We start from the raw sequence: 25,962 nt of genomic DNA on the forward strand, positions 1-25,962 counted from the left end.
AGCCGGCACGGTCCACAAGCCTCAAATCTCACGCGGTCTTTGACGGCGATGCATCCGGCGGGGTAAGCAATAAATGCATTTTGACGCTAGGGGAGTTTTTATGAGCCGCCTCGACAGTTTTATACGCCGATTGACTGCACAAAAAACCCTTTTGGAATATGCCGCAGATCGCCTCACGGATGTTGAAGGTCCGGTTCTCGAACTCGGTCTTGGCAACGGACGGACATATGATCATCTGCGCGAACTCTTTCCGGATCGCGAAATCTTTGCGTTTGACCGGGGGATTTATTGTCATCCCAGTTGCATGCCGGACGGCGATCACATGATTTTCGGCGAAATCCGTGAAACCCTGGCGTTTTGCGGTCCAAGGGTTGGCGAGCAGGTGGCGCTGATCCATTGTGATCTGGGGTCGGGGGATCCGACCACCGATCTGGCCACCTCCGCATGGCTGTCACCCTTGGTGGATTTGCATACAAAGGCTGGCGGTTTCGTGCTTTCCGGTCTAAAGCTCGACCTGCCTCACTATGAAGCCCAGGACTTGCCCGATGGCATCCGTCCCGGGCGTTATCACTTGTACCGGAATTACGCCTGACCCGATGAGATATCCTGACACGAGTGCTCCGCTGGCCGGTATAAAGGTCGTGGAATTCGCACGCATTCTTGCCGGCCCGTGGATCGGGCAGACCCTTGCCGATCTGGGCGCCGATGTCATCAAGGTGGAAAGCCCTGCCGGGGACGATACCCGCGCATGGGGCCCCCCGTTTGTCAAGGACGACAACGGCAATCAGCTGGATGCGGCCTATTTCCACGCCTGCAATCGGGGCAAGCGCTCGATCGTCGTCGATTTCAAGACGGAAGAGGGCCGGGAAACGGCCCGGAAGCTTGCCGCGCAAGCCGATGTTCTGGTCGAGAATTTCAAGGTTGGCGGACTGGCCAAGTTCGGGCTCGATTACGCGAGCCTGCACAGGATCAACCCGCGGCTGGTCTATGCATCCGTAACCGGATTCGGGCAGGACGGCCCCTATGCCCATCGCGCCGGCTACGACTTCATGATCCAGGGCATGGGCGGCATCATGGACCTGACCGGACAACCGGACGGGGAGCCGCAAAAGATCGGTGTCGCCTTTGCCGATATCTTTACCGGCCTTTACGGGGTTGTCGGCATTCTGGCAGCCCTGCGCAAGCGTGACCGGACAGGACTGGGAGAACAGGTGGATCTGGCTCTGCTGGATGCCCAGGTGGGTGTGCTTGCCAATCAGGCGCTGAACTATTTTGTATCCGGGGATGCGCCCAAGCGCCTTGGCAATGCCCATCCCAACATCGTGCCCTATCAGGTGTTTGACGTGCTGGACGGCCATTTGATCATCGCCGTCGGCAATGATGCCCAGTTCGGCAAACTATGCGCCGTGATCGGGACCGAAGACCTCGCCTCTGATGCGCGCTTTGCGACCAACCAGGCCCGTGTCGCACAGCGGGATGCGCTTGTGCCGCTGTTGGCTGACCGGATCCGGGTGTTCACGCGAGACGACCTGTTGGCGCGTCTGGAGCAAGTCGGGGTGCCCGCGGGGCCGATCAATTCCGTCGCCGATGTCTTTGCCGATCCGCAGGTGATGCACCGGCAAATGAAGGTCGATCTCCCGGCAAGCGGCGCAAAGGGCGGGGCAGTTGCGTCTGTGCGCACGCCGATCCGGTTTTCGGGAAGCGCGCTGGTGCTCGACAAGGCCGCGCCACGCCTTGGCGAGCATGGCGGCGAAATCGCTGGCGAGCTGCAGCAACTGGAGCTGGATTTCGGCGGGACACACAACAGGTGAACAAGGTGTTCCCCGGTCCAGGTGCAAGCTTTTTTGTTTTGTCACAAACCGTTACATTTGAAAGTCTCCCGCCGGGTCAAGGTCTGGTCTAGACTGGCCCGGCGGCTTATGCACTTTTTGGGCGATCACCGCCCTCAGGCAGGCCGCCGGAATGCCCGCTGCCGGGCTGATGAATTTGGGACCCATGACTGAACTCGGTAAAGACAGCAAGCGCTTGAAATTGCCATTGACCCGGATCATTGGTCTCGGATTCGGGGCCTTTGTGGCCCTGGCGATTGCGCTTGTGCTTACCTTGTCGGTCATGGCGAATTTCAAGAACACGTTTTCGCTTCTGAACGACAAGGCGATCCTGATCACGGAGGCCATGGACAATCAGCTACGCAAGCATTTCCGTGCAGTTCAGGTTACGGCCCAGGGGCTCAAGCCGTTTTTCGACAGCGGAATGATCAATCTCGATGATCCTGAACTGGCGAAGCTGGAAATGCGCCTGGCCATGGCAGGCAATCCGACAGTCACGGTGTTGATGGTGACATTACCGGACGGGCGGCGATTTGGAGCGTACCGGGAAGGTCATCAGCCCCCCCAGTCGTTTGATGGCAAGGTTCCAGACAGTGGTGGCAAGAGCTATGACCTTCCCCAGTTGGATGTGAACAGCCCGCCCACTTGGGGCCCGTTGGTCAACAACAAGTTTGGCCAGTTTGCGAATGTCTCCGTTCCGATCGTGCGTCATGGCAAAATGCTTGGAACCCTGACGGCAGCAAGTTCTCTGGACGATCTGAGCAGAGCGATCGCCAATCTCGACGAGGGGGCGGACGCGACGACTTTTATCATTGCCAATGATGATCAGGTCATCATGCATTCCGACACGACATGGCTGCAGACCGGCGGTCAGCCGGCCATGGACCTTCCCGCATCACGTCTTGATTTCGGTGATCCGGTGTTGGCTGCAATGGAAACGGAAGAGCTCCTTCCGGAATTCCGAAGGGCGGCAAAAGCCGGTATTGAGGTGTCCGTCATCGAGGCGGGCAATGATGAATTTGTCATGATGCGATCGGTCATCCCGGGCTTCAGCAACAAGCCATGGATCATTGGCCAGTATTTTCAAAGCGCATCGGTATCACGCGAGATGGAACGGCTCGCTGGATCGGCAATGGTTGGCTTTTTTGCCCTGATCGTGGCGGTCATCGTCGCGATCTGGCTGGGACGCCGGGTTGCAAGGCCCTTGAAGGAGCTTGCGAAACAGTCCGAGAAAGTCGGCACCCTGTCTCTTGATGAGGTTGAGCGTTTGCCGCGCAGCCGCGTTCAGGAACTCGATCAGGTGGCCATTGCCTTCAATGCCATGGTCGAGGGCCTCAAGGCCATGAACACCTATGTGCCGAGGTCCTTGTTCATCAAGCTGATGCGCCTCGGGGGGCAAAACGCGGCAGAAGCCCGGGAAGCGGAGCTGACGATCCTGTTTACCGACATTGTCGGTTTCACTGCCATTTCCGAGCACATGAGCGCTTCGGAGACGGCCCGCAAACTGAATGATCACTTTGCGCTGCTGGTTGATGCGGTCGAAAGCAATGGCGGAACGGTCGACAAGTTTATCGGCGATGGCATGCTGGCGTTCTGGGGGGCTCCCGATGATCGTCCGGACCATGCGCAGGCTGCCGTGACGACCGCGCGCCGCATCGCCGCCGCGCTCCATGACGCCAATGAGCAGGCCCGTGCCGAAGGCCGGGACATTCTGCGTCTGAGGATCGGCATTCACACCGGCTTTGCCGTTGTCGGCAATGTCGGCGCGCTTGATCGCTGGAACTACACGGTGGTCGGGGATACCGTGAACACGGCCGAGAGGCTTCAATCCCTTGGCCGCGAGGTCGGCAGGGAGGACGAGGTCGTCATCCTCGCAAGCGCCGATACGGTTGCGGAGCTTCCGGGGGAGCGGGCCAAGGAGCATGTCGGCATGGTCAGCTTGCGTGGCCGGTCGCGCGAAGTTGGCGTCTGGAAACTCGATCCGTTCCAACAGACAACCAGTACGGCAACCCGGCCCGGCATGACCGCCGCCGAGTGACGGCGAGGTCCGGCTTGCTGTGCGCTCCTGGCAGTGCACCCGGTGCCGGCCTTTGGTCCGTCTGACTTGATGGCTAAAATTGGGGCAGGCCGGGATTTTGCACAGTTTTTCAACTGCATTGCAAAAACTATCGATCGAGAAAAATAGCCGCCTCATTGTCGCCCAAGCCTGAGTGCGTGGTGCGCGGACAAATGAAACCGGACGAAGCGCGGCAGCGCGCGGACCCCGCGTCACAAACAAACGATCAAGACGTTGCGTTCAGGAAAGACCGACAGGCACACGGCAAGGCTGTCGATTTCGTCTTCGGTGCGTCATCAAGACATGTGATTTGGGTCAATGATCATTCTGATCAATCCGCGTCATTGCTTTCTGCTTGGCGAATGTGGTTGTGTTTTAGCTGAAGCGCGGGCTTAGTGGTGCTGAAGAAGAATTGCGATGTGCATGGGAGGAGCAAGACAGTGAATGTGCTGTCGATCGATGGTCTGACTGTCGATTTCAACACCGCTGAGGGGAAGATCCGGGCGGTGGATGATGTCTCCTTCTCCGTCCCGCAGAACAAGACCGTGGCGCTGGTCGGTGAATCCGGATCCGGAAAGACCGTGATCTCCCAGACGATCATGGGCCTGCTGCCGCCGTTTGCCGAAATCTCTGCGGGAAATGTCGTGCTGGCCGATCCGGAAGGCCGCGAGCCGCCGGTCGACATCGCGGCCCTTGACCGCAAGGGCGCCAAGATGCGCCATCTGCGTGGCAACCGGGTTGCGATCATCTTTCAGGAGCCGATGACATCCTTGTCGCCGCTGCATACCATTGGCGACCAGATCGGCGAAGCGGCCATGCTCCACCGGGGGGCGAGTGCGCCGGAAGCGCGCGAACTGACCCGGGAAATGCTGCGCCTGGTGCAGTATCCGGATCCCGCTCGTGGGCTGGACACCTATCCGTTCGAACTGTCCGGCGGGTTGCGTCAACGGGCCATGATCGCCATGGCGATGATCTGCAATCCCGCGCTTCTGATTGCGGACGAGCCGACAACCGCGCTCGACGTGACGATCCAGGCCGAGATCCTGAAACTGATCCGCGACGTGCAGGGCGAACTGAACATGTCGGTCCTGATGATCACCCATGATTTTGGTGTGGTTGCCAACATGGCCGATGAAGTGGTGGTGATCTATCACGGACGGATCATGGAAAAAGGCACGGCGCGGCAGCTTTTTTCCAATCCGCAGCACGACTACCTGAAGGCGCTTTTGAAAGCGGTACCGAATTTCGGCATGGACCGGGACGAACGGCTGGTGCCGATCCGGCCGATTGCGGTCAAGGCCGATGGGTTGAAGAAGGATCGCAAGCCGTCTGCTGTAAAGGCCGGTGAACCGCTGGTTCAGATGCGCAATGTCGTGAAAGAGTTTTCCTTGCGCAAGGGCGGCATGTTCGGCCGGAAGGCGTCGAGTGTCCGGGCGCTAGATACCATCAACCTGACCATCAAGCGCGGCGAGTGTCTCGGCCTTGTGGGTGAATCCGGGTCGGGCAAGACCACTGCGGCCAAGGCGGTCCTGCGCGCCATCGACATCGAGGGTGGCGAGGTCCTTTACAATCACGGCAACGGTCTCAAGGATATCTCGGACTTGCGGGGGGAGGGGTTGCTGGACTACCGCCGCAGGGTTCAGCTGATCTTTCAGGATCCGTTCTCTTCGCTCAATCCGCGCATGACGGTGAACGATATCCTGACCGAACCGTTCGAGATCCACGGCATCGGCACGCAAACGGAGCGGATGCAACGCGCCCGGGAATTGATGGACCTTGTCGGTCTTGATCCCAGGTTCCTGCGCCGCTACCCGCATTCGTTCTCCGGCGGCCAGCGCCAGCGGATCGGCATTGCCCGGGCGCTTGCGCTCAATCCGGAGTTCATCCTGTGCGACGAGCCGACCTCGGCACTTGATGTCTCGGTCCAGGCGCAGATCCTGAACCTGTTGCAGGATCTCAAACGCGACCTGAACCTGACCTACCTGTTCGTCAGCCACAATCTGGCCGTCGTTGACTATATCGCGGACCGCGTTGCCGTCATGTGCCGGGGCCGTGTCGTCGAGGTTGGCGAAACCCGCGAGGTGGTTGCCAACCCCTTGCACCCTTATACCAAAGCCTTGTTGTCCGCCGTTCCCGAACCGGACCTCAATGCCCCACTCGATTTCGAAGCGCTGGATGCCAACCGCGCTTCCGATCCGGGCGCCTGGCCCGATCCGTTCCGTCTGACGGACGATCTGGCGCCGGCGCTTGTTGAAATGGAACCCAACCATTTCGTTTGCGCGCCCGGGCTACGTTCCCGGACCGCCATTGAAGGAACTGCCGCATGAGCATCTTGAAAACCGGGGGGCTGGCTGCGCTGGCCCTGGTCATCGCGGGGCTGGTCCCGGCCTTTGCGCTGGACCTGAAGGAAACACCCGATATTCCGTCATCGCTCCCGCCAGTCGAGGAGCGCCTGCCCAAGCAGCCTCTGATCGTCGACATGGAGGAGAATGGCCGTACGACCGGCAAGCCGGGTGGTCAGCTGAACACGCTGATCGGACGGGCAAAGGATGTACGCCTGATCAATGTCTGGGGCTATGCACGGCTGGTGGGGTATGACGCCAACCTGAACCTCGTTCCCGATATTCTGGCGGATGTTCAGGTGGAGAACGGGCGGGTCTTTACCTTAAAAACCCGGGAAGGCCACAAGTGGTCCGACGGTCAGCCCTTCGGGGCCGAAGACCTTCGTTACTGGTTTGAAGATGTTGCCACCAATGAAAAGCTGAATCCGGCAGGCCTGCCGCCGTTCATGCTCGCCGGTGGCAAGCCGCCGAAATTCGAGGTGGTGGACGATACGACCGTTCGTTACACATGGGAGGATCCGAACCCGCTGTTCCTGCCCGAGCTCGCCAAGGCACGGCCACCGTTCATCTATTTGCCTGCACATTATCTGAAGCAGTTCCACGAGAAATACGGCAAGCCGGAGGCGATTTCTGCTGCGGCGGAAAAGGTCAAGGCGCGCAATTGGGCATCGCTCCATGGCAAGATGGATGGCATGTATGATGCGCGTAATCCGGATCTGCCGTCCTTGCAGCCCTGGATTCAGACCGGCGAGGGCAGTGACCGCCGCTTCATCCTGAAGCGCAATCCCTATTATCACCGCGTGGACAGTGCCGGTCAGCAGCTGCCCTATATCAGCGAAGTGATCATGACGGTCGCGGATGGCAAATTGATCCCGGCCAAGACCCAGGCGGGCGAAAGCGATCTGCAGGCACGCAATCTGAGCTTTGCCGACATCACGGTGCTGAAGCAGGGCGAGAACCTTCAGGATTATGCGACCGTCTTGTGGACCACGTCCAAAGGATCCGAAATCTCGATCCAGCCGAACCTGACGGTCGCCGACCCCGTCTGGCGCAAGCTCCTGCGTGACAAGCGGTTCCGTCATGCATTGTCTTATGCCATCGACCGGGAAATGGTCGACCGGGTGCTGTTCTTCGGCCTCGGAGAAGCGGGCAACGACACGGTTCTGGCCACCAGCCCGCTTTACAAACCCGAATACCGGACCCTGCATGCGACCTACCAGCCGGACAAGGCCAACCAGCTTCTTGACGACATCGGCCTGACCAAACGCAATGGCGACGGCATCAGGCGGATGCCGGACGGCCGGCCGCTCGATATCATCGTCGAGACTGCCGGCGAGCGGCAACTGGAGGGCGATGCGCTGGCACTCGTGGCCGAGAACTGGAAGGACATTGGCGTCAAGCTGCATATCAAGCCGAGCCAGCGTGACATCCTGCGCGAGCGGGCGATCACCGGCGAACTGGTGATGTCGGTCTGGTGGGGCATGGAAAACGGCGTCGCAACCTCCGAGATGCCGCCTTCGGATCTGGCGCCTGTCAATGGCAACCTGCTGCTCTGGCACGATTGGGGCGACTACTATGAAACCAAGGGCGAGGGCGGCGAAAAGCCTGATTGGGCACCGGCCGTCCGTCTGATGGAACTCTACGAGCAATGGACCCAATCCGTGTCAGCGGATGAGCGCACGAAGATCTGGCAGGAAATGCTGGATATCAATGCGGAGGAAACGATCCGGATCGGTCTGGTGTCGGAGGTGCCACAGCCGGTCGTGGTCAACGGTCTGCACAATGTTCCGTTGACCGGCATTTACGGCTGGGATCCGGGGGCGCAGTTCGGTATCCATCGCATGGACGAGTTCTATCTCGACTGACGAGAGACCTGCATCAAAGGGGGATTGCATGGCTGACCGATTGCCGATGACTGCCGAGTTGCTTGACTATCTCGGCAGCCACGGGACGCGCGAGGAGGCAGTCCTTTCCGAACTCAGGCGCAAGACGGAGGAACTGGCCCATTCGGACATGCGGGTTCCGGTGGAAGAGGGGCAGTTCCTGCAATTCATGATCAAGGCGATCAACGCCCGCAAGGTCATGGAGCTCGGAGTGTTCACCGGCTACAGCACCTTGTGGATGGCTCTGGCCTTGCCGCGCGACGGCAAGGTCTATGCCTTTGACAAGCGCGACGCGTGGCAAGAGGTTTGCGAGGAGTTCTGGCGCCGGGCGCGGGTGCGTGACAAGATCGACTTTCGGGTCGGGCGCGCCCAGGACTTCATGGAAACGCTGCTGGAGCAGGGCCATGCCGGTACATTCGACCTGATCTTCATTGATGCCGACAAGAAAAACTACACTGTCTATTATGAACTTGCGCTTCGGCTCCTGCGCACCGGCGGGATCATGATCTTCGATAACATGTTGCGGTCCGGTGACGTTGTGCGTCCGGGATTTGACGAGGATCCGGCGGTGATCGACATCCGCGCCCTGAACAGCTTGCTCAAGGCCGACAAACGCGTTGCAATTTCCATGTTACCTTTTGCGGATGGTGTCACCCTTGTCCTCAAGGAGCCGGACGTTAACCTCTGAAAGCTAGGGTGCAAGCTGTCATGAACCGACTTTAGGAAAGGCGCGAAGTCCGACATGTTGTTTTATCTGGTGCGCCGGATCTTGACGATGATACCGACGCTGATCGTGATCAGCTTCCTGACCTTCTTTATCATTGAGCTGCCGGTCGGCGACTACATTTCCAATCAGATTGCGGCATTGAAAACCAGTGGTGAATCGGCCTCGATTGCGAAACTCGAGTTTCTGCGCCAGGAATTTGCGCTCGACCGGCCGTTCTTCGAACGCTACCTGATCTGGATCGGAGCCTGGCCCGGCCCGCACGGGTTCGATGGATTGCTGCAAGGCAACTGGGGCTGGTCGTTCGAATTCGACAAGCCGGTCGAGGAGGTGATCGGGCCGACACTCATGCTGACGGTCGTGCTGAATTTTGCGACCATCCTGTTCGTCTATGTCGTGTCCTTTCCGATCGGCATGTACTCCGCCACAAGGCAATATTCCTGGGGTGACTACGGCTTTACACTTTTGGGATATCTCGGCCTCGCGGTCCCGAACTTCCTGCTGGGCCTGATCCTGCTTTACCTGTTCAATCGCTGGTTCGGCATGTCGATCGGGGGGCTGATGGCGCCCGAATATATCGACGCCCCGTTCAGTCTGGACAAGTTCCTGTCGATCCTGGGCCATCTGATTGTTCCGACCATTGTCATCGGAACGTCGGGGACTGCCGCCATGATCAGGCGGTTGCGGGCAAATCTGCTGGACGAGCTGCACAAGCAATATGTCACCACCGGGCGGGCCAAGGGCCTGAGCGAACAAAAATTGCTGACCAAATACCCGTTGCGGATGGCGCTCAACCCGTTCATTGCCGATATCGGCAACCTGATCCCCTCGCTGGTGTCGGGGTCGGTGATCGTGTCGGTCGTGCTCAACCTGCCGACGGTCGGGCCGATCCTTCTGTCCGCGCTGCAGAGCCAGGATCAGTTTCTGGCCGGGTTCATCCTTTTGTTCGTGGCCGTGCTGACCCTGTTCGGCATGTTGATATCCGACATTCTTCTGGCGATCCTTGATCCGCGCATTCGCCTCGGCGGGAAGGCTGCGTCATGACCGATTACATCAACCCGAAACAGCCGGTCGATGAGCATCAGGCGGAGCATTATGTCGATCCGCGGCCCTTCAATCCGGCGACCACCGAAGAACTGACCCCGGAACAGGAACGGTTCTACCAGGCCTCCCAGTGGCAGATCATGTGGTGGAAGTTCCGCCGCCACAAGCTGGCGCTCTGGTCCGGCGTGGTGCTGATCCTGTTTTACCTCTGTGTGCCCTTTGCCGAGGTCATCGCGCCCTACACGCCCAACACACGCGACAGCCAGCACCTTTATGCGCCCCCGCAACCGGTCCATCTGTTTCATGAAGGCAAGTTTGTCGGTCCGTTCGTTTACGGCATGACGTCGGAAATCGACATGACCAACCTGAAGTGGGTGTTTACACCGGACCGCACCAAGGTCGAACCCATCCGCTTTTTCTGTCAGGGTGCGCCCTACAAGTTCTGGGGCCTGTTCGATGCCCGTTTTCATCTGTTTTGTCCGGCCGAGGGCGGGACGGTGTTCCTACTGGGGACCGACCGGCTTGGACGGGATCAGCTTTCCGGCCTGATTTACGGCGCGCGGTTGTCTCTGACCGTCGGTCTTGTCGGTGTGACGATTTCGATCGTGCTCGGCATGTTCTTTGGTGGCATTGCGGGCTATTTCGGCGGGCTGATCGACAGCGCGATCCAGCGCCTGATCGAAATCATGCGATCGCTGCCCGAGTTGCCTCTGTGGATGGCCTTGTCGGCCGCGCTGCCGGTCACCTGGAGCCCGGTGTGGATCTATTTCGGCCTGACCGTCATTCTCGGACTGCTGGACTGGCCGGGGCTGGCACGGGCCGTCAGGTCCAAGCTCCTGTCCCTGCGCGAGGAGGAATATGCCAAGGCAGCGGTCCTGATGGGGGCAAAGCCGAAACGGATCATCACGCGTCACCTGTTGCCGGGCTTTACCAGTCACATCATTGCTTCCGCCAGCCTGTCGATCCCTGCGATGATCCTGGGCGAAACAGCGCTGTCCTTCCTCAATCTGGGGCTCAGGCGGCCAGCTGTTTCCTGGGGCGTGCTTCTGAACGAGGCGCAGAACATTTCCGTCGTGACGGTCTATCCCTGGCTGATGGCACCTGTCATCCCCATCATCATCGTGGTTCTGGCTTTCAATTTTCTGGGCGACGGTTTGCGTGATGCTGCCGATCCCTATAAGTGATCGCTCAACCATTTGGATCTTTTCTTGTCTGCGCGGCACCGGGCCTGTGCGGACACAACAGGTTTCGGAGCCTCCATGTCGAAAAATGCCAGTACTGCAGAAGGTTGGGACGAGGAATATGGAGCGGGCCGCTGGGCTTTCCTGAGATCGCTTCCCGAAAGCGGGCGCTATGGCATTATCGGCATGTGGCTGAACCTGACCGGCTCCAATGCGGATGTGCTCGATATCGGCTGCGGTGAAGGGCTGCTTTACGAGCGCCTCGCTCCCATGGGGCTGAAGCGCTATGTCGGTGTCGACCTGTCCCCGGCCTCGCTTGAGATCGCCAATGTCGATCCCGGCATTGCGTCCCTGCGCGCAGGCGACATGCATACATTCGAGCCGCAGGAGGGGGAGACTTTCTCGGCCATCGTGTTCAACGAAGTGCTTCATTTCGCCGATGACCCGGGGGCTCTGGTGGCGCGCTATGTGCCTTTCCTGAAAGCCGGCGGCGTGATCGCGCTCTCGATGTATTCGCCCAAGCGGGCTGAAAGCGGGGCCAACAAGCTGATTGCCAAACTCTGGGAGGCGACCGACGATGAAACCGCGTGGGAAGTCCTGGACGACTACCGGCTGGTCTCCGGCAAGAAGGGCGTGACCTGGCGGATGCGGCTGGTCAAACCGGTCCGCTGAGAGATGTTTGCATTGTGATTTTGCAAGGCGGCCTTTGGGCCGCCTTGCTTTTTGGATTTCAGCCCGACCGCACGACACTTGTTGACTTGCCGTGCCTTCCGCATGAGCCTTCGGATATACTGCAGATATTGATTTCGTAGTGCAGTCGATCCTAGGTTTGTCCGCCTGCCCGGTGCTGATACAGAGCCTCGGTTTGATATCGGGCCAGTGTCATCAGCGGCCAACCAGGGCACTGCGTTTTGGGTCACTTGTCCCCGATAGCGGCCGGCGGGCACAATAAAATGACCCGATTTGCTCAACGAAGATCACAAAGCCCTGTTCGGCCAAAAAACGCGGTCAGGATTTGCCGGTTTCCGGACGTCGTTGCCGCTGCGACCAAGGTGGGTGAAGTTCAATAAACAATTGCCCGAGTTTTGCGAAATATTACAATTACGTAATGTGCGGAAGTTTCGTGTATTGCTAAATTAAACTATGTTTAGCTCTTGTTTGCGGTGTTGTTTAACTGCGGGGTTGATGTCAGGATAATCGTGATTAGATCTAGGATCTGTCGAAGTCTCTGTTTCGCAAAATCCTGCGGGTGGAGGTTTCTTCGTTTCTTCTGATGTCATTTGCGGCTGTTTCGGGGCTTGCTCGTGCCGGGCAGTTCCGCAGGCTTGGGTGCAATTCCGAAACCAGGAGTACTGGAATGTCTGACTATGAATGGGATGATCCGCGTTGGGAATGGATGGTCTTGATCAACCACGAGGAGCAGCATTCGCTGTGGCCGACTTTCAAGGACATTCCGCGCGGGTGGACTCAGGTTGGGCCGGTTGGCTCCAAACAGGAATGCCTCGATTATGTCGAAAAGGCCTGGCCCGATATCACGCCGCTTTCTGTGCGCAAGCAACTGGAAGCCAACAAGGAAGAGCGTGAGCGAAAGCTGAAGAAAATTCAGGAAGAGCAAAAACACCTTATGGCGCAAGCCGAAAAGACCGCCCAGGACGAAGCGGGTTCAAAGCCGCACTGAGAGGGCTTTGGGTGCAATAGTCCGGCAAGATGTGCAACGGCCGGGTGGCAGGGCGTCCGTAGGGTCCGTCCACCCGGCCAAGGCCGATCCGGCTATCTGCGCCACTCCATAAGGAGTTCGGGAATGCCGTCGTCGCCCTTCGGATTCCGGTCGATGATGGAAAATCCTTCGCGCCGGTAGAATTTTTGCGCCCGGGTGTTTGCCTCGTGGGTCCACAGCTGGAGACGGCTCTTGCCCTGTTTGGCGTGATCAAGCATGGCCTTGCCGAGCCCGTGACCGGGACGTGCGGTATAGAGCGCACGCACGACCGCGCCATCGGGTGTAAGCGAGACAAATCCCGAGACCGGGGCGTCCGCAACCCAGATTTCCCGCTCCGGAAAGGCCTTGGAAAACAGGGCCGCAACTTCATCCCGGGTATGCAAGCGCTGCATCCAGCCGGTCGCATCTATCCAGTCATTGACAATCGCGGCCATGGCGGGAGCATCATCAAGTGTCGCTCTGCGGATATGAAGAGGTTCCTTCGGAAGTGTCCTGATCGGCGGTGATTGGCTGTGCATGTCTCAACCCACTCATTTTTTGTTGGGGCCGGGCAGCGCTCAGTGGCCGGCCCGGGACCTTGGTGTTGTCATGGCCGGAGACGGGCCATCATGTAGGCATCCACATAAGAGCCATCGCGAAAAGCGAAATCGCGTTGTGTGCCTTCACATTCGAAACCGAAGCTCTTGTAGAGCCTTATCGCGGCAGCGTTGTCGGTGTAAACCGTGAGTTCCATCCGCCGGATGTTCATCCAGTTGTCCGCAATATCAAGAAGTTCGCGCATGAGCGCGCGTCCGATCCCGCGTCCGGTATAGGCATCATGCACCCCCATGCCGAGCCCGGCGGCATGCATGCGCCGGCCATCACACCTCGTAAATCCGGCACTTGCAACAACCATTTCATCGAGCACGCCCAGAAGTGTCACGCTGTTTGAACCGGCATTGATCAGGCGTGCTTCAACGTCCTGCTGTCGCGGATAGGGCAGGCGGAGCGTGCCACGGCGAAAGCCCGGCAGACCGATAAGCGTTGTGATCCCGGCGGCATCCTCCGGAACCGGCGGGCGAATCGCAAGACCTTCGGGCCGGTCTGGTCGAGGGCGGTTTTCTTCAGCAGGGGCAATGCAATCGGCAATCATGGCGTCTCTTCATCATCTTGTGCCGGGAAGAGAGGGCCTTTCCTTTGAAACCCTGCTCTTTCGGGGCAGGGTTTGCGGGAAGGATCAAGTCAAGCTGTCTGGCCATGGTGATCCGCCCGCAGTCCCTGCCGGGACGACGGTATGTGTCACTACCATGGTAAGGTTGCAGATCTTGATCATGCCAGCACCATCAATTGGGCTGACGCAAATGTCAAGGCCGGGTGAATTTGCCTTGGCGGAATTGGGTGTCTGGCAAGGGATCAGATTTGTGCCGGGCACCCGGGCAACCGGAGTGAAAAAGCCATTTTGAAGCCGTTGCATACCCCCAACATGACCGGAGCCTGACCTTTTGGTGGTCGGGATCCGGACATGCTTGTGGGTTCAACTTGTATCGATAGTCCAATGCTTGCCGGTGCCGGGCGTCGCAATCCATCCTCAAATGCAAGGAAAGACGTGACGAGCCCGTACCACGGTTCTCGCAGTGGCCCGGGATTAAAGGGAAACCAGCTCCGCGTCGCTGGTGCCGATGGTCGTTACCGTGTCGGGTTCGAACGCCGTATCTTCAACCGCAAGGATCTCCAGCCCGGCGGTGCTTGTCGCAAGCGACGCGTCATCGGCCAACAAGGCGGTCGACAGCACGGCGGCATCTTCGGTGGGGCTTGTCACGGTGTCAGCGTCTGTCACCTCCGGCGAGGTTTCGTCAACCGACGCATTGCTAAAGCTCTCGATCGCCGAAAAGTCATCAGGACTTGTGTCTATTCGGTCGGAAATACTCGCTGTGGAGCTATCAAGCTTAACAACATTTCCAATGCTGGATACCGAAACACGTGCAGCGAGAAGTGCATATTCAATTGCTGTTGCCATTCCTGAACTCCTGACTTTTTCGCCCCGTGGTGCCAAGGATCAGGTAGTTTTCGGAAAATGAAAAATTAAATATCCTATGATTAATACTATTTAATAATATCGTTAATATTATTGTCTTTTAAGTTGAGTGGATGGATTTTGTCTTTATTTCCGATTTGTTTTATTGTTTCAGTTTCAAATATTTACTGTGAATATTGACAGGTTGACTACCGTGTCATGATGAGAACGGCTTGTGCCGCTGAGATCTGTCATATCGCGCATCGCGGACACGATGGTCGGGCATGCCTGTTTTCATCAACAATGGGACCCAATTCGCATCGACCTGCATTAAACACCTGATGAACAGGCAAACAAGTCCCGTACGCGGGGCCAGCAGGCGCCCGGATGATGCGCGGCAATCTTCAAAAACGCATCCAGAAAAACATAACAGCCTTCGTCATGGGCCAGATGATGCGAGAGGATGCCGAGCGGCTCGTCCGGGTTGGTGCGGCGCCGGCAGAGTTGCAGGTCGAGCCGGGCGCGCGCGCTGTCCCAGCCGATGAACCGGCGGTCCTTCTTCCACTTGATGATATCGATGTGACTCTGGACCTGTTGCGCGCGCGGGAAATGATGAAAGGTAAAAGTGGACAGGCCCGTTAAGCCGATCTGCGGCAACCGGCGGGAGATGTCCGGTGTAATCCGGTTCCATGGCGGCACCATGGCCGGAACGAACCGCTCCGGCCCGAACAGGGTTTCAAGCCGCGCCTTGCCACTTGCAAGCTCCGCCATCAGCTGGTCAGGATCACGGCGGCTGCCGAGTTCGGCCGCTTTCTCCCCCAAGTCCTTGCGTTGAAAGTTCCGGTGCTGCCAGCCATGCTGCAGAACAATGGCGTGGGCCTCGTTCTCAAGGCGTGACGCCAGCGCTTCGGTTGCGTTTTTCGGGATCACGGCCAGCGCCACATCGACATTATGCATGTTGGCGAGACCGAGCAGGCGGTCGAGATCGTCTGTCGGTTCGATCGCATCATCGTCCCGCCACCAGAACCGCACCCTGCGGCCCCGGTCGGCAAACCAGTCGAGATGGCTGATCAGGTCTTGCCGAAAGCGGTCAAGACCTGGGTCGTTGATGTCAGTGTTCACGAACGGATCCGAAAATGAGTAGCCCGGGAACCGGACCGGTAGGCGGGTAGGCCAGATGCTGTGGGCATTTGGCCTGCGATCTTCCGGTTTTCGGTTTACGGAGGCCAGCCGTCAAGAGGCCTGCGGCCATCTTCAGGGAAAGCCTGTGGGCTGGGCGTCAATTGACGTGGGCCTACGGCTCACGTCTTGCAGTGAACAGGAAATATCCGACTGTCGCGAAAAGCTGTTTGCGCTCAACAAGGTGATCAATGGCACGGGTCCATGCATCCAGCTCGGCCGTGGAAATGACACCTGCATCTGCCGCATGGACTGCGCTGCTCTTCATGTAATCCCCGCCGTGCTTCTGGGGCAGGACAAGGACCCGCGAGTCCATTTTCCGTGCCTCAAACCCGATCTCTTGAAGAGTGATCCACAAAGGTCCGGGAAGGCAGCTGCTCCGCACGGCGGTGTCGGCCTCGAATTGGAGCACTTTTTGTCTGGTTGGCTGCTGGTCCAGATTGATGCTCAATGTGGTGAAGTCAGGTTCCAGCAGCGCAATATGACCACCCGGTTTGAGCACACGGTGCATCTCTGACACGGCCTTCCCGTAGTTGTCCAGATAGATCAGGATCCGTTCGGCCCGAACGCAATCAAATGAATCGTCGTCAAAGGGGAGGGCCTGTGCATCCCCGATCCGGAAGTCTATTGGAAGTCCCAGGTCCGCAGCGCGCGTTCTGGCTTCGGTGATGAAGTCGGTGCTTCTGTCGATGCCGCTGATCTGTCCGCCGGGCTGAATGGCGCGCGCAAGGCGGAAGGTTTCAAGGCCGAACCCGCATCCGACATCAAGAACGCTCTTTCCCGGGCCGATGCCGCCCTTGCTCCGGGCGAGGATCTTGAGTTCGCGAAGCTGCGGAATGCCGTCAAACGCTTCCAGCATATGGATGTAATCGGCAATGTCGTCGACGGTTTCGAGCGCGGTGAAGTTTTTCAGTCCAAATTCAGATCCCATGGCTGTCTCACTCCCGGACAATCGAGGCCGGGACCGGTCACGCGGATGCACGTTCCGTTAGGTCCCTGAGGAGTATATCGGCACTTTTTTCCGCTCCGCCAAGAAGAACCTTGTGTTTGGAGCGGGGAAGGGCGAGGGCGTCGTCGATTGCTGCGGCCAGGCGTTCGGGCGTCAGTCCGGTTTCGGGGGCTACAATTGCGCGCCGGTGAGCGGCAAGCGCCTCGGCCCGTTGGGTTTGTTCCGTCTCCAAAGCTTGGGCGAAGGGGACAAGTACAGCCGGGACACCGGCTATCAGAATGTCCAGAACCGTGTTGTACCCGGCCTGACTCACCGATAGCCGGGCATTTTGCAAAAGTCCGGGAAAGTCCCTGCGCGCCCGTTCCACGATAGTGCCTGGTGCGGCATTGCGCTGGTAGAGCCGGAAAGCTTCTTCTGAAACGTCATGACCGATCAGAATGCGCCATGTCGCATCTTCGGCCCGGCGGGACAGCGGACGGGCTTCAAGTGCTGCCGAGAGCAGCCCTTCGGCGACAGCCCCGCCGCCGCAGGAGACGATCACCTCGTCCTCACCATCGCCTTCGGGCGGCGCCGGGCGCGCGGTCCCGTTGGCATAGCCTGTGTAGCGGACCAGCGGCTCCACCCGGCCGGCAAAGGGAAAACTGTCCTGAAGCTGAATGAAGCCGGGATCCGCATGGACAAGAATGCGGTCGTAATGCGCAAGCGCCTGATCTGCCATCCACTCCTCTTTCCAGAGGTCCTGCTTGCGGACCAGAATGTCCCGGATCGAGGTGGCGATGACGGGTTTGCGCGCTTGTGCCTTTGCTGCCTGTAGCAACCGGCTCATTTCAAACTCGAACTGTCTGCGCCCGAAGGGATAGGTCTCTGTCAAAAGCAGGTCGGCGTCCCGCGCGCCGAATGCCTCCAGGGTCGCGGTGATCCGGCGCTCTTTCCAGTCCGCATCCACGTCGTCACCTTCAAGCGTCACGAGGCGGCTGAACGCGGCGTCGGGGCTGCGTGCTGCCGGCAGTTCAACGACCGTCAGGCCGGTTGTATCAAGGGTTGGCGGGATCCTGTTGCCGCTGGCGAGGGTCACGTCCACGCCACGATCCGCAAGGGCCCGCCCGATCGCGGCGGCGCGAACCACATGCCCGGTTCCAAGCAGATGCTGCACATGAATGAATGCGTGAGTTGCCATGAAGTGCCCGGATCGTTAGCGGTTGGTGTAGTTTGCGACTGCAGATTGCAGAAAGTCAACCAGCCGCCGTGCTCCCGCGTGCAGGGTATGGGTTTGTGCGATATGACGTCTTGCGGCCTGCCCGAAAGTCTCGGCAAGCATCGGATTTTCGAGGAACTGCAGGAGGTTTTGGGAAAACGCCAGGGCATCCCCTTCCGCCGACAACAATCCGGTCTCGCCGTGTTTGACGATGTCGGGGACACCAAATGTGGCGCCGCCAACAGCGGCCAGTCCTGCGGCCTGAGCCTCCAGAAACGCCAAGCCGAAGGCCTCGCGAATGGCGGGCCAGACCAGCAGGTCGTGGGCCGCATAGATCCCCGGAAGGTCCTCCAGCGGTCTGGCCCCCAGCCAGTTGATCCTGTCGGCTGGAAACAGGCTCAGAACATGGGAGCTGTTCTCGCCGTCGCCGACAATGGTCAGACGCCAGGGCCGGTCCCGGACATGGTCAAGCGCCCCGGCCAGAACTTCATAGGAGCGTGTCTTGTCGCCGGTCCGCATCATGCCGACCGCAAGCAGTTTCAAGGGCGGGGCCGGTAGCGGTTTTGGAAGCGCTGCTGCGCGGTCAAAGGCGGTGGTGTCTATAAATGGCGGCAGGACTGTGAGGTGATCCGGGCCGAGAACCGGGGCCAGGCATCCGGCATCGGCATTGTGAAGGGCCGCGACCATGTCGGCGCGCTTGAGCGCCTTGTCAGCTTCCCGGAAGCCGAAAGCCCAGGGGCCGGACTGGCGTTTCGGGGCACGGCTTGCCTCGATGATCGCGTAGGGAAGGCCGAAGCGGTCAGCCAGATGCGGTCCGATCCAGTCCGGCGCCTTGTGATAGAGATGATAGGTCAGGAACACATCCGGCCGGTCACCCGAGGCTTCCCAGGCGGCCGCAATGCGGTCTGCTTCCGTCCATGCCGCGTCCCGGATCTCCCGCTGGATTTCTTCACCGCCTTGCCCCGCCCATGCCCGGAATGTGGACGCGATCGAGACGTCGTGCCCGGCTGACTGTAACGCCGCCACGATCAGCCGTCCCATGGTCCTGTCTCCGGAGGGGACGGGATGGTCAAGGGGCTTCATCGGTGCGGTAAAGGCTATTTTCATGATCGGCTTACGGTTGCGGCCCTGCCGGGATTGTCAGATCAGCTTACGGAATTTCTCTGCCAGATGATCAAGCCCCGGATCGGTCGAGAAGTTTTCGCGCACATGTTTGGCGGCGGCATGACCGAAGCGGTCCCTTTGCTCCGGCTGACGGATCAGGGTCTCAAGAGCTTCGCCAAGTGCCGCCGGATCTGCGGGCGGTACAAGGCGGCCGGTCTCGCCGTCCAGGATAAGCTCGGGAATGGCGGAGACCCGGGTCGACAGGCAGCACAAGCCCATGGACTGGGCCTCCATCAGCACATTCGGCAGCCCGTCCCGGTCACCCGATTTGGCGAGTTTCGAGGGCAGCACGAACAGGTCCGAGTGCTTGCAGGCCTCGATCACGGCCTCGCGCGGTTGCGCTCCGCGCCATGTCACCTTGTCTGTCAGGCCAAGGGCTTCGGCCTGCGTTTTCAACGCATCCGACAATTCTCCGCCGCCAATATGTGTGAAATGCCAGTTGAGCGCTTCCGGGAGGCTTGCCAATGCCTTGAGCAAATCGTCGTAGCCCTTTTTTTCGACCGCCCGGCCGACGGATACGATCCGTACCGGCTCGGAGCTGCCGTCGCGTGTTGCAGGTTTGCCGGACGGTTCCGGAAAGCCCTTAAAATCCAGACCGTGATAGACCAGTTCGATCTTGTCCGGGTCCTTGCAAAGCGACTTCAGGTGTCTGACGTTGACGCCTGTGCAGGTCACCCCCCAGGCCGTGTCGTCGAGCTTTGTGCGCAGATCCCATTCCGGGCTTGTCCAGATGTCTTTGGCGTGGGCCGAGAACGACCAGCCACGCCCGGACAGATGTGCTGCGTAACGAGCACTGGAACACGGTGTGTGCAGGTAATGGGTGTGGATCCAGCTGATGTCTTCAGGCAACTCGTGGGCAAAGACACAGCCTTGCGCCCACCGCCGCTGCCGGTCGGCATTGGACTGGCGGGCAAAGTCGGTGTCAAACAGGGCTTTGGCCGCTTCATAGGTGGGTTGTTTTTCCGCCCAGCGTTTGGCACGGGCAACGCGCGCCGGATCGTCCTTGACATATTCGGGAAGATACATGACCTCCGCGGAAATCTGGCGGTGCAGGTCGTGAATATAGGGATCATAGGGCTTGCGCAGGGCAACGATCAGGATCGGGATGCCGCGTTTTTCCAGTCCAAGGATTTCCTGGGCAATAAAGGTTTCTGAAAGGCGCGGGTAGCCCTTCACGACAACGGCAATGCGGGACATGCGTTCAAGTCTCAATTCACGGAAGTGGCACGCGCCGCAAGGCCATTGAGCGGCACAAGTTTTTCGGCAAGGCGGGCACTGCGGTGGTCTTCGAAGATTTCGCCGACCCGCGCTCCAATGGTGTCGAGCCCGTCAAGAAGGTTTTCGATCCCCGCAGCGGACGGCCGCGGCATTTGTGGCAGCTCCGCAAGCGCATTTGCCATGAGAGAGGTGTCGGGATAATTGTCGATCGGAAGCACCCGCAACAAGCCGCTTTTTTCCGCCCGGTCGGCCCGGATGGCCTGTTCCCGGCGCGGTATGATCCGCGGCACCATCAAGGTTGGCTTGTCAAAGGACAGGATCTCGCAAAACGTGTTGTATCCGCCCATGCCGACAATGGCAGTGGCATTGGCAAGATATGGTTCGATCTGGGGCGTGAAGCGGATGATTTCGACGTCGCGCAGGTGCTCGGCCCGGTCAGTGAAGTCCTGGACCGCTGCCGCGGGCATGAACGGCCCCAGGATCACAAGCGCCGGGAACAGCGGCCTGTTACGCGCTTCATAGGCGCGGATTACCCAGTCGACCATTTCCACGCCATCGCCACCGCCTCCTGGCGTGACAAGGATGTAGGGCTCTTCGCCGAAAGGGCTGGAAAACGGCTGATGTTTGAGATTGTCCGGCAGGTCGCGCCGCAAATACCCCGTGTAACGCAGTTTTTCACGAACGCCTTCGCCCAGTTCCAGGCCATCCAGAGGATCGCAGATTCCCTCCGGCCCGTAGACCCAGATCTCGTCATAGAGTTCCTGCAAGGCGGGATAGACGTTTTTACGGTCCCATTCCTCGCGCAGCACGTCCGGATCGTCCATCACGTCACGCAGGCCGAGCACAAGGCGGGTGTCTGTTTCCTTGAGCGCTTCCAGCGTCTGCAGGACTTCGCCGCGCAAGCCAAGCGGTTCCTTGTCGACGATAAACACATCCGGCTCGAAAACCTTGGCCGTGTGCTCGATGATCGAGGCTCGGATTTCCAGCGTGTGGTCGATATTGAGATGCAGCGAGAGGGGCGTGTATTCACCATCGCGCAACTTGATCACGCCGGGGATCCGGACGAAGTCGACTCGCGAGCGGAATTCGAAACTGCCGATAATCGGCGACCCGGAGAGGATCATCACCGACAGTGTGTCAAAGGTTCCAACGAGAGAATGCGCAATTGCTCTGCAACGTCTCAGGTGTCCCAGCCCGAATGAATCATGGCTGTAGATCAGGATTTTCGGTGAAGTGGAACGCATGTTTCCCCGTGACTGCGCAGTCGGCCTCACCTGCTTTATGGCCCAAGAAAACGTCACTTGTCACCCATCAACATGCGACTAGCCTGTGCACCCCTTGGGAATAGTGGCAAATTTAATACGATTTTCGGTTGGCTTGGCACGTATTGCACAATTGCTTGACATTCCGTTCTGGCACATCGCATCTGACAAGCTAATATGCATGCTCACATTTTGATGATTTTCCGTTCATCTGGGGCAATCCGGAATCCCAATGCAAAAAAGCCTTTTCAAATTCATCTGGAAATTCAGCGCCCGGCAGCAGATTTTCATCCTGATGATCACGGTCATTTCCTACCCGATCACCTATATCCTCCTGGAGCTGCCCAAACTGATCGTGAACGACGCCGTTCAGGGGTCAGGCTTCCCGCGCGCATTTTTGGGGTTCGAATTTGATCAGATTGCCTATCTGTTTGTGTTGTGCTTGTCGTTTCTGGGGCTTGTGGTCGTTTCAAACGGCCTGAAGCTTTACATTAACATCTACAAGGGCCGCCTGGGTGAACGCATGCTGCGCCGTCTGCGGTTCGAGCTGTTCCAACGGGTTTTACGGTTCCGTCTTCCCCACTTCAGGAAAGTCAGTTCCGGCGAGATCATTCCGATGATCACTTCGGAAGTCGAGGATGTCGGCGGGTTTATCGGTGAGGCGTTTGCATTGCCTGCCTATCAGGGCGGGATGCTGGTCGTGCAGCTCGGCTTCATTTTCATGCAGGATCCGTGGCTGGGTCTGGCGGCAATCAGCTCTTACCCGATGCAGGCCTACATCATCCCCAAACTGCAGCGGCAGGTGGTGATTTTGTCGCGCAAGCGGGTCAAGAACGTGCGGGTGATTGCCGACAAGGTCGGGGAGAGCATCAACGGCATTCCTGAAATCCACGCCAATGACACCTCGGCCTGGCACTCCGCCGATGTGGCAGACCGGCTCTACGAAAATTTCAAGATCCGCTACAAGATCTACAACTGGAAATATTTCATCAAGTTCCTGAACAACTTCATGAACCAGTTGACGCCTTTCTTCTTTTATCTGATCGGCGGGTATCTGGTCATTCAGGGGGATTTGAGCATCGGCGCGCTGCTTGCGGTGATCGCCGCCTACAAGGATCTGGCGGGTCCGTGGAAGGAGCTGCTGGCCTACTATCAGATGACGGCGGATGTCGGTGTGAAGTACCAGACAGTGGTCGAGAACTTCGATCCGCCCGACATTTATCCGGTCGATCGCCTGACCTCTGACGAGAAGGCCGGTCTTGACGGCGATCTCAAGCTCTCGGATGTCAGTTTTTCCGGCGGGGCGGCCGGGCAGGAAGTGTTCGATGTGTCCCTGACGATCGCGAAGGGCGAGACCTGCGCCATAGTCGGTCCGGACGGGTCGGGGCGCACGGAAGTGTTGCAGCTGGCGGCCGGGCTTCTCAGCGCGCAAACCGGCAAGGTGGAAATTGGCGGGCAGGATCTGGACAAGCTCCCGGCGGCCACGCTTGGCCGCGAAATCGCCTATGTCGGGGGGGCGGTGCATATCTGGACCGGCACGATCCGCGACAACCTGTTTTACGGTTTGCGCCATCGTCCCGTCATTTTGCCCGAGCGGAGTGGAAACCGGCTCAAAGACTACGAGCGCAACCTTCGGGAGGCGGCCGAAACCCAGAATCCGACTTATGATCTGGAAGCCGAGTGGGAGGATTTCGAGGCCGTGGGTGTCCAGAGCTCGAAAGACCTTGATGGTGCTGCGCTCAAACTCCTGACCGCTGTTGGGCTGGATGCCGACATTTACCGGTTGGGGCTGCAGTCCCGGTTTGATCCCAAGATGGATGACGGTTTTGCCGAGCGGATCTTGGGTGTCCGCCGCCAGCTCGCGGTCCGTCTCGCGGAGGACGAGAAACTGGCCGGTCTGGTCGAGCTTTGGGATCGAAGCCGGTTCAATTCGAGTGCCACGCTCGCTGAAAACCTGTTTTTCGCGGTGCCTTCCGACCCTGCCATTACCATGGATCAGGTGGCCGACTTGCCGGCCGTGTCCGCCTTCCTGAAGCAGACCGGATCGGGCGAGAAGCTGAAGGACATCGGGGTCAGCATAGCCCAAACGATGGTGGAACTCTTCGCCAACATCTCCGGGGACAGCGGCCTGCTTGGCACCTATTCCTTCATCACCCAGGATGAATTGCCGGAGTTCGACCGGATCGTGCGAATTGCAAAATCGCCTGGCCAGAAACCGTCCTTGAGTGAAAACGACAGGGCAAAGCTGATCGGGCTGGCGCTGAAACTTGTCCCGGCCAAACACCGCCTGGGCGTCATGACGGACGAGCTCAAGGAGGAAATCGTCGCCTCGCGGCATGAATTCCACGAAAAAGTCGTGAATCGCAGCGAAGAGTTCATCGCCATTGATCCGGATGTCTATCTCCCGCCACTCACAATCGAGGACAATCTTCTGTTTGGCCGTGCAAGGGTCGACCGGCGGGATGCGCGTCAGGGCATTGATGCGGTGATCCGCTCTGTGGTGGAGGAAACGGGCTTGCGGGAGCCGGTGATTTTTGCAGGGTTCGGCTATCATGTCGGTGTGGCCGGGTCACGACTGTCGGCCAGCCAAAGAAGACGCCTTGCGGTCGTGCGTGCATTACTTAAAAATGCCAAGGTGACTATTCTGGATGATATCGCTGGCGGATTGACGGATGAAGATAAACAGGCACGGACGGCCCTTCGCGAAATTCTGGGCGGCAGGACCTTTATCTTCGGAACATCCAACAAGGCCATTGCCGGGGAGTTCGATCATCAAGTCGTCCTGGATCAAGGGCGGATCGCATCGGAAGGACATCAGGATGCCTGAGCCGGACAAATGGGGAAATTGTTCCGGCGCACGGCATCGGTCAGGCGGTTTTTGCGGAAACGGCCGGTAGGATCGAAATGGGAGGGTTAAGTGTCGCTTGAAACGGAAGTCGAGGTGCTGCGGCGGATCCCGCTGTTTCACGGTATCGACGAAACCAAGCTTCGGTTGCTGGCATTTATCAGCGACCGGATGGAGTACAAGCAGGGCGAGCGGTTGTGCAGTCAGGGCGAGGAAGGGGACTGCGCTTTCATCATCCTGCAAGGTGTTGCGGATGTTCTGGTTCATGCGCCGGAAGGGGAGCGCAAGGTCGCCGAGGTCGGCGAGCATTCAATTGTTGGCGAGATTGCAATTTTGTGCGATGTCCCGCGTACGGCAACGCTGATTGCCGCCGGAGACCTGGATGTGCTGACCGTTCGCAAGGATGATTTCCTGAAGCTCTTGAAAGAATTCCCGGACATGTCGCTCGAAGTCATGCGGACGCTCGCCTTGAGGTTGGAAAAAACCACCCAGGCACTTGCCGCGAGCCGGTCCGCCAATGGAGCGAGCTGAAGGAGAGATGGTGGCGAAGCCGTTCTACATGCGCGTTTGGGGCGCGCGCGGGTCCACACCGACGCCGGGGGCGTCGACCTTGCGCTATGGCGGCGAAACGACCTGTTTTGAATTGCGTGCCGGTGACGCGCTGGTGATGATCGACTGCGGGTCCGGGGCGCGCAATTTCGGCATGGAAATCTGCAAGTTCAAGCCGATCAAGTTCGACCTTCTGTTCACCCACACGCATCTGGACCACATTTGCGGGCTGCCCTTTTTCAAGCCTGTGTTTTATCCGGACTTTGAGGTCACTGCCTGGGCCGGGCACTTTCAGGACGACAGCACCAATCTCGACGACATTGTCAGCCGGATCATGTCGCCACCGATCTTTCCGCTGGCGGCCAAATCGCTCAAGAGCCTGTCCTACAAGACATTTCAGACGGGCGATGTGATCCCGCGCGATGACGGGCTCGTGATCCGGACCATGCGCCTCAACCATCCGGGCGGGGCCTGCGGCTATCGCTTCGAATTCGACGGCAAGGTGATTTGCATCATCACCGATCACGAGCATGGCGATCCGGAGACCGACGCCGCACTGCCGGACTTCGTGCGCAATGCAGACATCATGATCTATGATGCCATGTTTACAGACGAGGAATACGCCAATTACCGCGGGTGGGGGCATTCCACGTGGCAAAAGGGCGTGGAACTGGCCGTCGCGGGTGGCGTCAAGGTCCCGGTTCTTTTTCACCACGATCCGCGCCGGTCCGATGATGAACTCGACGAAATCGGCATGGCCGCCGCGTCACTCCATCCCGGGACCCTCGTTGCCAGCGAGGGCATGATCCTGCGTCCCTGAGCGTTTTGCAAC

22 protein-coding genes are annotated in these 25,962 nt (G+C 58.9%); 13 read left to right on the forward strand and 9 right to left on the reverse strand.

What is annotated here, in order from left to right; translation table 11 throughout:
- The first annotated feature begins 100 nt into the window (after window positions 1-100).
- The 10 genes from E1297_RS23390 (at window position 101) to E1297_RS51330 (ending at window position 12,737) form a co-directional block, all read left to right on the forward strand.
- A complete protein-coding gene (locus E1297_RS23390; protein WP_155142805.1) occupies window positions 101-592 on the forward strand; it encodes a class I SAM-dependent methyltransferase in 492 nt (163 codons plus the stop codon).
- Window positions 593-596: 4 nt separating this feature from the next.
- Window positions 597-1,811: a CaiB/BaiF CoA-transferase family protein gene (locus E1297_RS23395; protein WP_155142878.1), complete on the forward strand. Its 1,215-nt coding sequence runs from the start codon at window positions 597-599 to the stop codon at window positions 1,809-1,811.
- Between the two features lie 184 nt (window positions 1,812-1,995).
- The gene (locus E1297_RS23400; protein ID WP_155142807.1) at window positions 1,996-3,867 is read left to right on the forward strand and encodes an adenylate/guanylate cyclase domain-containing protein; all 1,872 of its coding nucleotides are present in this window, start codon (window positions 1,996-1,998) and stop codon (window positions 3,865-3,867) included.
- A 458-nt stretch (window positions 3,868-4,325) separates the two neighbouring features.
- Complete coding sequence (locus tag E1297_RS23405) at window positions 4,326-6,212, forward strand: dipeptide ABC transporter ATP-binding protein (RefSeq protein ID WP_368669657.1); 1,887 nt, start codon at window positions 4,326-4,328, stop codon at window positions 6,210-6,212.
- The gene (locus tag E1297_RS23410; RefSeq protein WP_155142809.1) at window positions 6,209-8,092 is read left to right on the forward strand and encodes an ABC transporter substrate-binding protein; all 1,884 of its coding nucleotides are present in this window, start codon (window positions 6,209-6,211) and stop codon (window positions 8,090-8,092) included. The genes E1297_RS23405 and E1297_RS23410 overlap by 4 nt, the downstream gene beginning before the upstream one ends.
- A 28-nt stretch (window positions 8,093-8,120) precedes the next feature.
- Window positions 8,121-8,798, forward strand: a complete 678-nt coding sequence (locus E1297_RS23415; RefSeq protein WP_155142811.1) for an O-methyltransferase — start codon at window positions 8,121-8,123, stop codon at window positions 8,796-8,798.
- A 54-nt stretch (window positions 8,799-8,852) separates the two neighbouring features.
- Window positions 8,853-9,878, forward strand: a complete 1,026-nt coding sequence (locus E1297_RS23420; protein WP_155142813.1) for an ABC transporter permease — start codon at window positions 8,853-8,855, stop codon at window positions 9,876-9,878.
- Window positions 9,875-11,062 (forward strand): ABC transporter permease, encoded by a 1,188-nt coding sequence (locus E1297_RS23425; RefSeq protein WP_155142815.1) that lies wholly within the window; start codon window positions 9,875-9,877, stop codon window positions 11,060-11,062. Before E1297_RS23420 ends, E1297_RS23425 begins: the two co-directional genes overlap by 4 nt.
- Before the next feature lie 75 nt (window positions 11,063-11,137).
- A complete protein-coding gene (locus E1297_RS23430) occupies window positions 11,138-11,731 on the forward strand; it encodes a trans-aconitate 2-methyltransferase (RefSeq protein ID WP_155142816.1) in 594 nt (197 codons plus the stop codon).
- A 685-nt stretch (window positions 11,732-12,416) separates the two neighbouring features.
- Window positions 12,417-12,737, forward strand: a complete 321-nt coding sequence (locus E1297_RS51330; RefSeq protein WP_155142818.1) for an MbtH family NRPS accessory protein — start codon at window positions 12,417-12,419, stop codon at window positions 12,735-12,737.
- A 92-nt stretch (window positions 12,738-12,829) separates the two neighbouring features.
- On the opposite strand, the gene E1297_RS23440 is transcribed toward E1297_RS51330, so the two are convergent.
- The 9 genes from E1297_RS23440 to E1297_RS23480 all read right to left on the reverse strand — a co-directional run bounded on the left by E1297_RS23440 (window position 12,830) and on the right by E1297_RS23480 (window position 21,718).
- Window positions 12,830-13,294 (reverse strand): GNAT family N-acetyltransferase, encoded by a 465-nt coding sequence (locus E1297_RS23440; RefSeq protein WP_155142820.1) that lies wholly within the window; start codon window positions 13,292-13,294, stop codon window positions 12,830-12,832.
- 68 nt (window positions 13,295-13,362) lie between these two features.
- Window positions 13,363-13,908, reverse strand: coding sequence for a GNAT family N-acetyltransferase (locus E1297_RS23445; protein ID WP_155142822.1), 546 nt, complete (start codon window positions 13,906-13,908; stop codon window positions 13,363-13,365).
- 492 nt (window positions 13,909-14,400) lie between these two features.
- Window positions 14,401-14,772 carry a hypothetical protein gene (locus E1297_RS23450; RefSeq protein WP_155142824.1) on the reverse strand — a complete coding sequence of 124 codons (372 nt, stop codon included), beginning with the start codon at window positions 14,770-14,772 and terminating at the stop codon, window positions 14,401-14,403.
- Between the two features lie 327 nt (window positions 14,773-15,099).
- Window positions 15,100-15,891 (reverse strand): polysaccharide deacetylase family protein, encoded by a 792-nt coding sequence (locus E1297_RS23455; protein WP_209015954.1) that lies wholly within the window; start codon window positions 15,889-15,891, stop codon window positions 15,100-15,102.
- Window positions 15,892-16,063: 172 nt separating this feature from the next.
- Window positions 16,064-16,879: a methyltransferase domain-containing protein gene (locus E1297_RS23460; protein ID WP_155142826.1), complete on the reverse strand. Its 816-nt coding sequence runs from the start codon at window positions 16,877-16,879 to the stop codon at window positions 16,064-16,066.
- A gap of 37 nt (window positions 16,880-16,916) precedes the next feature.
- Window positions 16,917-18,074, reverse strand: a complete 1,158-nt coding sequence (locus tag E1297_RS23465) for a glycosyltransferase family protein (protein WP_155142828.1) — start codon at window positions 18,072-18,074, stop codon at window positions 16,917-16,919.
- A 15-nt stretch (window positions 18,075-18,089) separates the two neighbouring features.
- A complete protein-coding gene (locus tag E1297_RS23470) occupies window positions 18,090-19,199 on the reverse strand; it encodes a glycosyltransferase family 4 protein (RefSeq protein ID WP_155142829.1) in 1,110 nt (369 codons plus the stop codon).
- Window positions 19,200-19,232: 33 nt separating this feature from the next.
- A complete protein-coding gene (locus E1297_RS23475) occupies window positions 19,233-20,453 on the reverse strand; it encodes a glycosyltransferase family 4 protein (protein WP_155142831.1) in 1,221 nt (406 codons plus the stop codon).
- A gap of 11 nt (window positions 20,454-20,464) precedes the next feature.
- The gene (locus tag E1297_RS23480; protein ID WP_155142833.1) at window positions 20,465-21,718 is read right to left on the reverse strand and encodes a glycosyltransferase family protein; all 1,254 of its coding nucleotides are present in this window, start codon (window positions 21,716-21,718) and stop codon (window positions 20,465-20,467) included.
- 250 nt (window positions 21,719-21,968) lie between these two features.
- On the opposite strand from E1297_RS23480, the gene E1297_RS23485 reads away from it, so the two are divergent.
- From E1297_RS23485 to E1297_RS23495, 3 genes are all read left to right on the forward strand, one after another.
- Window positions 21,969-24,563, forward strand: a complete 2,595-nt coding sequence (locus E1297_RS23485) for an ABC transporter ATP-binding protein (protein WP_155142835.1) — start codon at window positions 21,969-21,971, stop codon at window positions 24,561-24,563.
- A gap of 90 nt (window positions 24,564-24,653) precedes the next feature.
- Window positions 24,654-25,112: a cyclic nucleotide-binding domain-containing protein gene (locus tag E1297_RS23490; RefSeq protein WP_368669658.1), complete on the forward strand. Its 459-nt coding sequence runs from the start codon at window positions 24,654-24,656 to the stop codon at window positions 25,110-25,112.
- Window positions 25,099-25,950 carry an MBL fold metallo-hydrolase gene (locus E1297_RS23495; RefSeq protein WP_244327866.1) on the forward strand — a complete coding sequence of 284 codons (852 nt, stop codon included), beginning with the start codon at window positions 25,099-25,101 and terminating at the stop codon, window positions 25,948-25,950. The genes E1297_RS23490 and E1297_RS23495 overlap by 14 nt, the downstream gene beginning before the upstream one ends.
- The last annotated feature ends 12 nt before the right edge of the window (window positions 25,951-25,962 follow it).

Source organism: Roseibium sp. RKSG952 (genome assembly GCF_009711355.1).

What these genes read in the sequence shown, in the direction of transcription:
- E1297_RS23390 (WP_155142805.1), top strand. Translation starts at nt 101, where the DNA reads ATGAGCCGCCTCGACAGTTTTATACGCCGATTGACTGCACAAAAAACC.
- E1297_RS23395 (WP_155142878.1), top strand. Translation starts at nt 597, where the DNA reads ATGAGATATCCTGACACGAGTGCTCCGCTGGCCGGTATAAAGGTCGTG.
- E1297_RS23400 (WP_155142807.1), top strand. Translation starts at nt 1,996, where the DNA reads ATGACTGAACTCGGTAAAGACAGCAAGCGCTTGAAATTGCCATTGACC.
- E1297_RS23410 (WP_155142809.1), top strand. Translation starts at nt 6,209, where the DNA reads ATGAGCATCTTGAAAACCGGGGGGCTGGCTGCGCTGGCCCTGGTCATC.
- E1297_RS23415 (WP_155142811.1), top strand. Translation starts at nt 8,121, where the DNA reads ATGGCTGACCGATTGCCGATGACTGCCGAGTTGCTTGACTATCTCGGC.
- E1297_RS23420 (WP_155142813.1), top strand. Translation starts at nt 8,853, where the DNA reads ATGTTGTTTTATCTGGTGCGCCGGATCTTGACGATGATACCGACGCTG.
- E1297_RS23425 (WP_155142815.1), top strand. Translation starts at nt 9,875, where the DNA reads ATGACCGATTACATCAACCCGAAACAGCCGGTCGATGAGCATCAGGCG.
- E1297_RS23430 (WP_155142816.1), top strand. Translation starts at nt 11,138, where the DNA reads ATGTCGAAAAATGCCAGTACTGCAGAAGGTTGGGACGAGGAATATGGA.
- E1297_RS51330 (WP_155142818.1), top strand. Translation starts at nt 12,417, where the DNA reads ATGTCTGACTATGAATGGGATGATCCGCGTTGGGAATGGATGGTCTTG.
- E1297_RS23440 (WP_155142820.1), bottom strand. Translation starts at nt 13,294, where the DNA reads ATGCACAGCCAATCACCGCCGATCAGGACACTTCCGAAGGAACCTCTT.
- E1297_RS23445 (WP_155142822.1), bottom strand. Translation starts at nt 13,908, where the DNA reads ATGATTGCCGATTGCATTGCCCCTGCTGAAGAAAACCGCCCTCGACCA.
- E1297_RS23450 (WP_155142824.1), bottom strand. Translation starts at nt 14,772, where the DNA reads ATGGCAACAGCAATTGAATATGCACTTCTCGCTGCACGTGTTTCGGTA.
- E1297_RS23460 (WP_155142826.1), bottom strand. Translation starts at nt 16,879, where the DNA reads ATGGGATCTGAATTTGGACTGAAAAACTTCACCGCGCTCGAAACCGTC.
- E1297_RS23465 (WP_155142828.1), bottom strand. Translation starts at nt 18,074, where the DNA reads ATGGCAACTCACGCATTCATTCATGTGCAGCATCTGCTTGGAACCGGG.
- E1297_RS23470 (WP_155142829.1), bottom strand. Translation starts at nt 19,199, where the DNA reads ATGAAAATAGCCTTTACCGCACCGATGAAGCCCCTTGACCATCCCGTC.
- E1297_RS23475 (WP_155142831.1), bottom strand. Translation starts at nt 20,453, where the DNA reads ATGTCCCGCATTGCCGTTGTCGTGAAGGGCTACCCGCGCCTTTCAGAA.
- E1297_RS23480 (WP_155142833.1), bottom strand. Translation starts at nt 21,718, where the DNA reads ATGCGTTCCACTTCACCGAAAATCCTGATCTACAGCCATGATTCATTC.
- E1297_RS23485 (WP_155142835.1), top strand. Translation starts at nt 21,969, where the DNA reads ATGCAAAAAAGCCTTTTCAAATTCATCTGGAAATTCAGCGCCCGGCAG.
- E1297_RS23495 (WP_244327866.1), top strand. Translation starts at nt 25,099, where the DNA reads ATGGAGCGAGCTGAAGGAGAGATGGTGGCGAAGCCGTTCTACATGCGC.